The organism is Niallia yueguangensis, from assembly GCF_052663115.1.
In genome coordinates, this window is sequence record NZ_JBQTCX010000004.1 from 180,168 (window position 1) to 192,511 (window position 12,344).

The 12,344-nt window shown below is 35.4% G+C and carries 11 protein-coding genes; all 11 read left to right on the plus strand.

The window, feature by feature from the left end:
• Window positions 1-56: 56 nt before the first annotated feature.
• The 11 genes from ACTYA4_RS05725 (at window position 57) to ACTYA4_RS05775 (ending at window position 12,305) form a co-directional block, all read left to right on the plus strand.
• Window positions 57-491, plus strand: a complete 435-nt coding sequence (locus ACTYA4_RS05725) for a BrxA/BrxB family bacilliredoxin (RefSeq protein ID WP_443479893.1) — start codon at window positions 57-59, stop codon at window positions 489-491.
• Window positions 492-1,068: 577 nt separating this feature from the next.
• Window positions 1,069-1,857 (plus strand): class I SAM-dependent methyltransferase, encoded by a 789-nt coding sequence (locus ACTYA4_RS05730; protein WP_443479892.1) that lies wholly within the window; start codon window positions 1,069-1,071, stop codon window positions 1,855-1,857.
• 443 nt (window positions 1,858-2,300) lie between these two features.
• Window positions 2,301-2,888, plus strand: a complete 588-nt coding sequence (locus ACTYA4_RS05735; protein ID WP_443479891.1) for a YpjP family protein — start codon at window positions 2,301-2,303, stop codon at window positions 2,886-2,888.
• A gap of 85 nt (window positions 2,889-2,973) precedes the next feature.
• Window positions 2,974-3,555, plus strand: coding sequence for a TerD family protein (locus tag ACTYA4_RS05740; protein ID WP_443479890.1), 582 nt, complete (start codon window positions 2,974-2,976; stop codon window positions 3,553-3,555).
• Between the two features lie 40 nt (window positions 3,556-3,595).
• On the plus strand, window positions 3,596-4,372 hold the full coding sequence (locus ACTYA4_RS05745; RefSeq protein WP_443479889.1) for a MeeY/MeeF family manganese export membrane protein: 777 nt from the start codon (window positions 3,596-3,598) through the stop codon (window positions 4,370-4,372).
• A gap of 177 nt (window positions 4,373-4,549) precedes the next feature.
• Complete coding sequence (locus ACTYA4_RS05750; RefSeq protein WP_443479888.1) at window positions 4,550-5,749, plus strand: HpcH/HpaI aldolase/citrate lyase family protein; 1,200 nt, start codon at window positions 4,550-4,552, stop codon at window positions 5,747-5,749.
• Window positions 5,688-7,058, plus strand: coding sequence for a phosphoribosyltransferase family protein (locus ACTYA4_RS05755; protein ID WP_443479887.1), 1,371 nt, complete (start codon window positions 5,688-5,690; stop codon window positions 7,056-7,058). The genes ACTYA4_RS05750 and ACTYA4_RS05755 overlap by 62 nt, the downstream gene beginning before the upstream one ends.
• A 4-nt stretch (window positions 7,059-7,062) precedes the next feature.
• Window positions 7,063-8,175 (plus strand): cysteine protease StiP family protein, encoded by a 1,113-nt coding sequence (locus tag ACTYA4_RS05760; protein WP_443479886.1) that lies wholly within the window; start codon window positions 7,063-7,065, stop codon window positions 8,173-8,175.
• A complete protein-coding gene (locus ACTYA4_RS05765) occupies window positions 8,172-8,972 on the plus strand; it encodes a hypothetical protein (RefSeq protein WP_443479885.1) in 801 nt (266 codons plus the stop codon). Before ACTYA4_RS05760 ends, ACTYA4_RS05765 begins: the two co-directional genes overlap by 4 nt.
• Before the next feature lie 580 nt (window positions 8,973-9,552).
• On the plus strand, window positions 9,553-11,202 hold the full coding sequence (locus ACTYA4_RS05770; RefSeq protein ID WP_443479884.1) for a YceG family protein: 1,650 nt from the start codon (window positions 9,553-9,555) through the stop codon (window positions 11,200-11,202).
• A 5-nt stretch (window positions 11,203-11,207) separates the two neighbouring features.
• On the plus strand, window positions 11,208-12,305 hold the full coding sequence (locus ACTYA4_RS05775) for a toxic anion resistance protein (RefSeq protein WP_443480163.1): 1,098 nt from the start codon (window positions 11,208-11,210) through the stop codon (window positions 12,303-12,305).
• The last annotated feature ends 39 nt before the right edge of the window (window positions 12,306-12,344 follow it).

Genomic DNA, 12,344 nt, shown 5'->3' on the forward strand with positions numbered 1-12,344 from the left:
GTTTTTATTATATAGTATGATGAATGCAAAAGTAGTATTTAAAGGAGGAAAAAATAATGTCAATGGCATATGAAGAATATATGAAACAAATGGTGAAACCAATGAGAGCAGAATTAGTGCAAGCAGGTTTTAAAGAGTTAACAACGGAAGAGGAAGTAGAAAGCTTTATCGAAACAAGCAACGGTACTACACTAGTTGTCGTAAATTCTGTTTGTGGATGTGCAGCAGGACTTGCTAGACCTGCTGCAACACAAGCGGTTTTAGTTTCCGAGAAAAAACCTGATCATCTTGTTACGGTATTTGCTGGTCAGGATAAGGAAGCAACGGCAAAAATGCGTGAATTTTTTGGTGACATCGAGCCATCGTCCCCTTCAATGGCAGTAATAAAAGACAATAAAGTCGTTCATTTTATTCATCGCTACGATATTGAAGGAAATTCAATGGAAGCCATTATGGAAAACTTAGTATCCGCGTTTGAGTTATATTGCTAAACGATACAAAAGTTATTAAATAATCATGCATTTTAATGGTCGAAAAGAACATCTTCCGTATAGATGTTCTTTCAGAGTGTAGACAAACCAATTTTTGCAGAAACTTCAGGCTGATTGAAAACGTTTGTCTTTCGAGGCGTGAAGCCTTGGGAGGAGCGGCGGGCAACAGGATGTTGGTCAGAACGACGTTGTCACAGGACGTGACGTACTTAGTCGTTCATCCTCTTTTACCTGGTAATGAGCATCCGAGTAAGGCGAACAACGAAGAAAGCAAGCGTTTGTCGACAGCCTGAAAGAACATCTCTCGTAAAAGGTGTTCTTTTCGTGTATAAAAAGGCTGTTTTCTCAAAGTTTGTTGTTTTTTACGTAAAAAAATGGGAGAAGAAGTACTCAGCAGACCGAATACGCGTAGACTCCTGTGGGAATGCGAGAAAGACGAGACCCCACAGGAGCGTATGCGACGAGGTGGCTCGACGCTCGCCCACGGAAAGCGAAGTGTATTCGGGCTGCGCGTTTAAAAGCAACAATCTATACGAAAACAGCCATAAAAAAAGAGCAGCTAACCAGGAGTAATAAGATGATTGTAACAACGGCAGGAAGAACAGATGCCAATATGATATCACTAGCAAAAGAAATTGCAGAAGAACTGCAATTTCTATATATAGAGCGAACGAAAAAATCTGTAGATAAGTTAAAAAAAGAATACAACGATGATGTATTAGTAATTGGAAAAAATCGTTATGAATTATTTATAAAAGATTCGCAGCAACCATTTTTCTTCCATCCTAATTCGGCTGTATTTCGTATCAAAAGAATACAAAAAAAGGAACATGATCCCTTTGCAGAAGCAACTAATATTAGAAAAGGAAGCTCCTTTTTAGATTGTACCGTTGGCTTAGGATCTGACAGCATTGTTGCAAGTTATGTTACGGGAAAAGAAGGAAGAACAGAAGGGAACGAAGCAAGCAAGGTCCTTTCATTTTTAGTGAAGAAAGGTCTGCATGCATGGAAAACAGATTCAGAGAATATAAACGATGCCATGCAAAGAATAACGGTGAATAACCGTTTAGCATTATCAGACTTAAAGTCAAGAAAAGAAGGTAGTGTTGATTGCGTTTATTTTGATCCGATGTTTGAAACGGAAATTTTATCTTCTGATGGGATTAATCCACTGCGCAAGCTTGCGGTTTACGATGATTTGACAAAAGAGACAGTGGAAGAGGCTATAAGAGTTGCTAAAGATAGAGTCGTATTAAAGGATCATTTTCGAAGTAAGCGATTTGAACAATTTGGTTTTTCTGTACTGAAAAGAAAATCAGCCAAATTTCATTATGGAATTATTTTGAAAAATGCTAATGTTCACTAATGAATGGTAGCATAGTTAATCATTCATCTTCTTAGGCTGTTTCCTCAAAGTTTGTTAAAAATGGGAGAAGAAGTACTCAGCAGACGGAATACACGTAGACTCCTGTGGGAATGCGAGAAAGACGAGACCCCACAGGAGCGTATGCGACGAGGAGGCTCGACGCTCGCCCACGGAAAGCGAAGTGTATGCAGGCTGCGATTTTATAAGCAACAATCTATACGGAAACAGCCTCTTCTTAAAAAGATTGCAATAATTTTACATAAAAAGGCTTCCGTTATACATATACATAATTCTATCATTAAAAGCAAAATGGTAGATAGGTGATAAAAATTTATTATATAATGATAGGGTCAAATTATATGATAAAAGAAATATTGCAAGGCATGTAAAACATTACATGATATTGTTAACTGAAGCAAGATGGTTTGAAAGCGAGGTGTTTTATGCCTAACTGGATTCGAAAAAGTCTTGTTGTCTTTGTTTCGATTTTAACTTTTGGACTTGTTTCTCCAACGCCTTCTTCGATTTATAACGCTAATAATAATGACAAGAAGCCGACAGATGAAAGAGAAGCTCCTGTATCAACAGAAGATTTAAATGTACAAAACGTTGATGTAGACAGGATAAGTGAAAGAGATCGGTTTTTATTGAAAATGATGCAAGAGGCGGAGACACAAAGCTATACAAAATTCGGCAGTAAAATTAAGCCGGCTATAGAAGATGAATTTCGTGTTGCCATTCTTCCTAATATGGAAAAAGCGATTAAAGAAGTAACGAGTATTTATCCAGAAGAAGATTTAAGTGCATTAGCCGTTACGGAATTTCCTAGTGCTGGAAATTCAGAGAAAATATTTCATATTAGGAAAGAAGGGAAAGACATCATTCGTTTCCATGTAAGACGGGATCGCCCCCCACAAGAGGGATATTGGTTTAATTTTCATTATCATACGTATCATGACGATTTTCACTCCCATTATTATTTAGGGGAAATATATTGGGATAAAAATACTCCACCTAAATGGATGAGTTAGTATATCATTATTTTTAAAAATACTGAAACTTTTATTGAAAATGAACGTAGATAAGATATTCTAAAGATTTTTGGAGGTATGAATCATGGCAATCAGTTTATCAAAAGGTCAAAAAGTAGATTTAACAAAAGGTAATCCAGGACTAACAAAAGTTGTTGTCGGAGTTGGCTGGGATGTAAATAAGTACGATGGAGGTAAAGATTTCGATCTAGATTCTTCCGTGTTTTTATTAGGAGACAATGGAAAAGTAACATCTGAACAAGATTTTGTTTTTTATAATAATGCGACAGGTGCGAATGGTGCTGTTGTTCATTCAGGTGATAACCGCACTGGTGCTGGTGATGGGGATGATGAGCAAATTATTGTTGACCTTCAAGCAGTGCCTAATGAAATTAAACGCATTACTTTTACTATTACAATCCATGATGGAGAGGCTAGAAACCAAAACTTTGGGCAAGTTTCCAATTCATATGTTCGTATCTTAAACGAGCAAAATAACGAAGAACTAATTCGCTATGATTTAGGAGAAGATTTCTCCATTGAAACAGCACTTGTGGTTGGGGAATTATATCGTCATAATAATGAATGGAAATTTAGTGCAATCGGCAGTGGCTATCAAGGCGGTTTAGCTGCTCTTGCAACAGATTTTGGTTTACAAGTTGGTTAATAAACAGTAAATTGCAAGCAAACAGGAGGAACAGATTAGAATGGGGATTTTTGAAAGTTTTATCCATACGTATTCCCAGTTTTTTGACTGGGGAATGTGGGGGAGAGTTTTATCAGATCCAGTAAGCTGGGGATTGATTGGCACGTTAGTTATTTTAGAAGGTTTATTATCTGCAGATAATGCGCTTGTTCTTGCAGTAATGGTCAAACACTTACCGCCGGAAAAAAGAAAAAAAGCATTATTTTACGGCTTATTAGGAGCTTATATATTCCGTTTTATTGCGATCGGAATCGGTGTAATTTTAATAAAGCTATGGTGGGTAAAAGTACTAGGGGCTGCTTATTTAGCGTATCTTGCCATCAAGTACTTTATTGATAAACGGAAAGAAAACAGTCCAGAAGAAGATGCGGAAGAAGAACATGGCATCAATAAAGGTGGACTATTGCTTCGTCTGTTTGGAACATTTTGGGGTACTGTTATTTCGGTAGAATTAATGGATATTGCCTTCTCTGTAGATAGTGTGCTGGCAGCATTTGGGGTAAGTAATGAGGTATGGGTATTGCTAATAGGCGGTATGTTAGGGGTATTAATGATGCGTGGAGTTGCAGGCGTGTTTTTAAAATTAATCGACCGTATACCTGAATTAGAAGGAACTGCCTATATTTTAATTCTTATCATTTCCGTTAAAATGTTTTTAGGTGTATTCCATATCCATATTAGCCACATAGTCTTCTTTGGCATTTTATTGATTGCATTTGCGGCAACATTTGTTGTTCATGCTATGAATAAAAAGAAAGAGCAGCAAAAGGAAGTATAATGATTTTTATAGAAAGGGTTCAGACATCGGTCCGTTCCCTTTCTTTCTCTAATTTGCAACGAAAAAGATTAAGCTGATACCACAAGAAAAACTCTCCAGTATAAATCCTCTTTTTTAACTGTTTCCCTGTACGAAAATGAAAAGTGATGAAAAACATAAAAGATTGGGGCCAACAGGATGAAATTATTCTCCGATTTAACGGAAAAACAAATAGAACGTCTATTTTATAAAGCACCAGAAGAATTATCCACTGCTTCGGATAAAGAACTGCTAGCCTATGCATTGGCATCTACTTTATATATGCCTGCTACAAGACCAACTATTTATCAAGATCTTTTAAACAAAAAACATCCTTCTTTGACTTCCATGGTTATTTGTTTAGAAGATTCTATTGGGGATCACGAAGTGGAATCAGCGGAAAAAAAACTAGTGGAAGAGCTAATAAAAATAAAGGAAGGGATAGATGCTGGCAAAGTGATAAAAAATGAACTTCCTTTACTATTTATACGAATTCGCTCGGTTGAACAGTTTTTAAGAATGAAGACATCATTAATAAGTTGTCTCGACTTATTAACAGGTATTGTTATCCCAAAATTTGATGCAGCCATTGGCAGGATTATTTTAAAAGAATTAAAGCTTCACAATCATAGTGGCAATGTATTATATGCGATGCCTATTCTTGAAACAAAAAAAATTATCGAAAAAGAAACGAGGCTGGCAGAGCTTTTATCCATCAAAGAAGTGTTGGATCAATATAAAGAATTGATTTTAAATGTTAGAATCGGAGCTACAGACTTTTGCGGATTATACGGAATTCGCCGAAATACTGATACGACCGTTTACGACGTCGCGATCATCCGGGATTGTATTAGTGACATTGTCAACGTTTTTCTTAGAGCGGACACCCCTTATGTTGTTTCTGGCCCTGTTTGGGAATATTTTTCTGCAAAAGAACGAATGCTGATTCCACAGTTAAGGGAAACTCCTTTTCGCAAACGATACGGTAAAGCAGGGATGAAAATGCGGACACAATTAATTGATAAGCATATGGATGGCTTAATTCGTGAAGTGTTAATGGATATTACTAATGGATTAACTGGAAAAACGATCATTCATCCTACCCATATTAAACCAGTACAAGCATTAAATGTTGTATCTTATGAAGAGTATTATGATGCTTGTAATATTGTAGACAGTAATAATGGAGAAATTGGTGTCATGAAAAGCAGTTTTTCCAATAAAATGAATGAAATTAAACCCCATTATTATTGGGCGCAGAAAATACTATTAAAATCAAAAGTGTACGGGGTGTTTCATGAAGAATTTACATACATTGACTTACTTAAACAAGAAAATTTTGCTGCCAATAATCGATGAATTGAAAATGGAAATAGAAATAGAGGAAAATCCATTTCAGCTGCCGATTGAAGATTTTTTTAGTATGGCAGCGAGAATAAATAAGAAACGGTCTTTTTTATTTGTCAGCAAACTATTAGGAAAGCATATTCCAATAGATCCGAAAACAGGATTGCTAACAGGTTTTTTGCTTGCGGCTCGATATGTAGAAGTTATGACGGAAAAAAAGTCTTTGAAACGTGCAGAGCTATTAAATTATTATCCCCATTTTTTATCCGACTTTAAAGATACTTCCTTTGTAAATAAAGAGATATCTTCACCTGTCATTATTGGGTTTGCAGAAACAGCTACTGCTCTTGGACATAGTTTTTATCAAGCATTTAAAGATGCCGCTTTTTTTCATACAACAAGGGAAAATGTGAATGAAGTTTCATCGGTTATTTCTTTCGAGGAAGAGCATTCCCATGCCACGTCCCATCGTTGTTATGTTGATGAGTCATTGTTACATAATAACAGAGAAGTTATTTTAGTGGATGATGAATTAACAACCGGCAATACGGCAATAAATATTATCCGAGCGATTCAAAAAAAGTATCCGCGCAAAAAATATACGGTCGTTTCCATCCTTGACTGGAGATCAGCTGAACAGGAAAAAGCAATGGCAGAACTTGAAGAAGAGTTGGGCATTAACGTCCATTTTGTCAGCTTGCTAAAAGGTACTTTTAAGCTTCATGAAGGCAATGGCTATTCCCTAACTCATTCCTCTGCTAAAACACATAGTGAGTGGCAAGATCATGCGATTCAAATAGAATATGTTGATCTTACTGAATTTACTGCTGATAGAATCATTCCTTTTACATCGTGCACCTGTTCGGGTGAACGAAATACTTGTCATTATTTACTAGATACAGGACGGTTTGGGATAGAAACAAACCAAACAGATGACCAGTGGATAAAAAAGGCAGGATACTATCTATCTTCCAAAAAAAAGGCAGAAAAAACGCTAATTGTCGGGACAGGTGAATTTATGTATATTCCGATGAAAATAGCAAGTTATATGGGCGAAAATATTTATTATCAGTCGACTACTAGAAGTCCCATCTATGCAAATGATGAAGCGCATTATGGCGTAAAAACTGCTTTTACGTTTCCGAATCCAGAAGATCAGCACATCGTCAATCATTTATATAATTTAGAAGCTCATCCATATGAAGAAGTTTTTATCCTTTTTGAAAGAAAAGTAGATTCAGATAAAATCCAGCAGTTAATAAACATTTTTAAAGAAACTTCTATTAAAAAAATAAATATTGTTTATTGCTTTGGAGGGTGAAAAAGTGGAAGTGAAAAATAGCGTAAAGTTTGGTTCTTATAAAAAAGAAGATGTTCAATTCCTATTAAAAGATTTAAGCAATTTACAATTGGAAGGTTCAACGGTAGACAGAGAGAAACGGATTCAAAATGGCCAGCATTACAGCGAAACCTTGCCAATCGAATATAATCCCCCAGAACATTATTTGCAGTTGTTTTCTAATGCATTAAATGAATATAAACAAAAGGTAGCACAATGTACAGCAATTGTTGCCGAACAAATTTATCAAAAAACAGGGAATCAAACTGTGCTTGTATCATTAGCAAGAGCGGGTACTCCGATTGGAATATTAATAAAAAGATACATAAAAATGCAATATGGTGTCAATTTGCCGCACTACAGTATCTCTATTATTAGAGGTAAAGGAATAGACGAAAATGCACTACTTTATATTTTACAAAAACATAAAGACTGCCGTATTCAGTTTATTGATGGATGGACAGGCAAAGGGGCGATTTCGAATGAACTAACAAAGGCCTGCCAACATTTTAATAAAAAATATGGAGTTATGTTGGATGACACATTGGCAGTGCTTGCAGACCCAGGCTATTGTACAAGTTTATTTGGAACTAGAGAGGATTTTCTAATCCCAAGTGCTTGTTTGAATTCAACAGTATCGGGACTTATTAGCAGAACCGTCTTAAATGATGCTTATATTGGCAAAGAAGATTTTCATGGAGCAAAATTTTATCAAGAACTGCTGCCGTTTGATGTTTCTAACGATTATTTAGAAGAAATTACAGCAGAATTTAACGGCTTAAATCAAGAGGAAATTACAGAAGCTACGATTAAAAATAGCGAAGGTCAAGAAATTACTTTTAAAGGCATGGAGGAAGTGTTCACGATAAAAGAAGAATTTCAAATTGATTCTATCCATTACGTGAAACCAGGAGTAGGGGAAACAACAAGGGTGCTGTTGAGAAGAGTACCTTGGAAAATATTAATAAAAGATCCTAATAGTCCATACGTTAGGCATATTGTGATGCTGGCAAAAGAAAAAGGCGTTGAAATCATTCCTTATCAGCATATGAGCTATACCTGCTGTGGATTAATAAAAAAGGTGGGGAAATCTGGATGATGTTTGCATCTGATTTAGACAGAACGATCATTTATTCAACAAGAGCGCTGGAATCAATGAATATCCTTATCAATCATACGCTGGTGGCAGTGGAAACAAAAAATGGGGAAAACGTCGCTTTTATGACAGAACGATCGTTTCAACTTTTAAAAGAGGTAGCAAATCAACTGTTTTTTGTACCGGTAACCACGCGAACTTTTGAACAATATGAAAGAGTATTTATTTTTAAAAAGGAAATAAAAGTATCGTATAGTGTTTCCAGTAACGGAGCAGTCATTTATTATAAAGGAAAAAAAATCGAAGAATGGAAAAAACATGTAGCAAAAAGATTGGAAATGGAATGCTTAAAAAAGGAAATGCTATTGCAGAAGCTAGAAAGGTTCTCGATTAACGGCACGTTAAAAATAGCAGATAATCTCTTTATTTATTATATATTAAAGAGTGAGATCAGTAGAGAAATGAAAGAAATTATTGTAGATCTCGCCAAATCTTTCGGCTGGAAAGTTTCATTGCAAGGAAGGAAGCTCTATTTTATGCCGTTGCCTGTTTGCAAAGGAGAAGCAATGAAATTTATTCAAAACAGAGAAGGAATAAAAACAGTAGCAGGGGCAGGAGATTCTGTATTAGACTTTCCTTTGCTTGAAGGTTGCACGAGACCTTTTATTCCTTCACATGGAGAACTTGCTTACGAAAGAGAATTTGCCAACCATTATTATTTAACGAAGAGTAAGGGAGTGCTTGCTGGTGAAGAAATTATCGAGAAGGTTCACCAGCTAGTTAATCAGAAGGTTTTTTAAACCAAATGTTTAATAGATAATAAAAGGATACAAAAAAAGCATAGACAGTAATAAACAGAAGAAATGCTATAAAAAAAGAATGAAAAAAAACACCAGCAAAAAAACATAGAATTAAATTCATAATAAACAGGTCGATAAAAAGATAAACAGTCGAACTTAAGATCGTTTGAACGAGCTTTATTTCTGATTCTAGCTCATGATAAGAAAATTTACGAAATAACAGTCTCATAGAACAACACCTACTTGCCAAGAGTACTGTATGATATGCAATAGGGCAGATCAATGTGAAACATAAGCGGTTGATAAAAAATGAAACTTTTTTATCACCATATTCGTATGAAAGATAGGAAAATATTTAGCATTATGTTTTTGCTATGATAAGATAAAAGTAGTAATTTTGTGAAATAATAAGACATTATCTGCATCTGCAATAAGTGAATGTTCAAGAATAAGAATAATCAAAGTGGATCGAGCCTAGGGTCGAGAATCTAAATTTTTTTGAACAACCTTTATTAGATTTCTTTTTTAGATATATGGTAAAAAAGAATCTCCTATTTGCTTATAAAGGGAAGTGGAGAAAATGAACGAAAAGGTACATACAATTAATAATCAAATACTTCCTTTGTCACTGGATAACTGGTATGAACTTTTAAATAGACCAATAAAAGATCGGCCTGCTTATAAAGAAGACAATGGAAACCTGACATTTGGGCAAGTAATGGTAAAGCTGCTTGGTATACCTGTTGATGAAGATGAATATTATAATCAAATATTTGAGTGGATTTATCAAGAAGAGAATAGTCTCATTTTATTAACGGATGAAACGTTAAACAGAGTGATGGATAATAAATATTTTCAGGCTATTCAAAAAGTGATGAATATTTTTCAAGATCAAAACTTATCCATTAATCGGTTTATTGCATTTTTAGATGGGGAAAACCTCTTGTTAAAGTCAAGCATTCCATCTGTTCACCGCAAAATTCGAGAAGCAATGAATGCGGTATTTCAGCATTTTGCTAAAGTAGAAGCAAACGGAATGCAAAATAGTGAACTAAGAAGAGTACTTGTCGATATGATAAAATGGTCCATCAATCATTTAGATCCTGCATTAAATAATAGTATGATAAACGGGCAAATGCCGAAATTTATGTGGTACGGACATGCGAAAAAAAGCCAAGCCTACTTTTTAATGTATTTGCAGGAAATAGGATGTGATTTAGTGTTTGTTCATCCGAATGGCACAGATGTGTTGGAACAGTTATCCTTACATGAGAAAACAGCATTTACACATAAATATCCACAAACAAAAGAAGCAGAAAGCTTTCCGACAGAAAAAAGACGACGAACAGCAACCGTAGCATATAGAGCTTCAAGAGAAATAGAAAGCATTTTAAATCATGAAGGCTCTGGGTTGTATAAACCATGGCAGCTGAGAAACTATTTGCCGATGTCGGTAACTTTAAAAACAACGTATGATGAGTTGTTTTTATTAGAAAAAGAAATGGCGATGATTCGTCCAAACTTTGAGGTAAGCAATGGGGAAGTGAAAATTCCGACTATTTTTGCTAAAGTATTTGGTGTAAGCAAAAACCGTAAAGAATATTGGGATCGATTGCACACCATCTCGTCTGCTCCACATGCATTATTAATCAAAGATTTTCCTTTTACTCGTGCGGTAGTCAGTGATTTTCGATTTCATTATCGAAATGCTTTAGGGAAAGATGGAAAATTGGATTGCGACTTAATGATCAATGCCCATTATTGGAATTATGGACGATTGCCAATCGGTTTGCAAAAAGGAATTGCACATGCGATCCGAACTGTTTGTGATAAACCATTTTTACAACCACTTCTGAATGAAACAGAAGAAGAAGCGGCTATCTTTTTATTTTCTCAAGGACTATTACTGCCGCCGGATATTTTAAAATTATTACAGAAATTTGACTATTCTCAAGAAGTTCCGAGTATGATCCTATTTAAGACGGAACAAAATGGTGTTTTTTCAAGGGAGGATGCAGCTGTATTGCTGCTGCTTAATACATTCGGCATTGATATCATACTTTATAATCCAGCTGGCCATATGGATATAGAGAATTATGTAAAAGAAGACCTTTTTGATAAACATTTATTAGAGGATGTTGTTTTTGAAATGGAGTTTAAGGAAAAATCCTTCATTAAAAAAATATTTTATAACGGTATTTTAAATAAAAGAAGGGGAGATTTACGATGAATAGTATGCAACCATCTAATTCGCCATTCGCAGGCAGTCAAGAAACAGATGTATTAACAGAAGATAGAGTATCAGAAATTAAATTAGCCTTAAAAAAGGAACCAGAAGTGCTGCAATTAGCCAGCTCGATTGATGAACGAGATCAAATTCAAATATTAGAGTTTGGCAAAGAGCCTGCTGTCCAAATATCCAGATTTTCAGATCAAATTTTAAATAATATGAAAACCACAAAAGTGGAAGACTCTGGAGAATTATTAAAACAGCTTGGCCGCATCATGGATAAATTTGATAAAAAAGATTTTGAGCAGTCTTCTGGTGGTTTTTTCGGTAAATTATTTAAAAAAAGCGAAAAAATAATGGAAAAGTTATTTGGAAAATATCAATCGATGGGCCAAGAGATTGATAAAGTATATGTGGAAATCTCCAAATATCAAAAAGAAATGGTAGACTCAACTACGATGTTGGATGAAATGTATGAGCAGAATTATCAATATTATTTAACATTGGAAAAATATGCTGTTGCAGGCCAAGTAAAGTCAGACGAACTGAAACAAAATGTGCTGCCCCAGCTTGAGCAAAAAGCAGCATCAGGCGATCAGCTTGCTGGAATGCAATTAGACTCTTTACGAAATGCGATTGAACTTTTAGACCAGCGCGTATATGATCTGGAAATGGCAAAAATGGTATCGCTGCAAACAGCCCCGCAAATACGTCTTTTACAGCGAGGGAATACAAAATTGATTGGAAAAATCAATTCTGCATTTGTGACAACGATTCCTATTTTTAAAAATGGACTAATCCAAGCAGTCGCTGCAAAAAGGCAAAAGCTAGTGGCTGACAGTATGAGCGAATTAGATCGCCGCACGAATGAAATGCTTGTGCGTAATGCCCAAAATATTTCCCAACAAAGTGTAGATATTGCAAGACTTGCAGGAGCTCCAAGCATTAAAATTGAAACGATTGAAGAATCATGGAATATTATTATGAAGGGGATGCAGGAAACGAAGTCCATTGAAGAAGAAAATAAGCGTCTTCGAGCAGAGGGGACAAAAAAACTAGAACAACTGCAAAATAATTTTAAGCAAATGAAATTAAAAGGATAAATAAGAAAAGCGCAGGTGGTTGACTTATCGTAGGGAGGA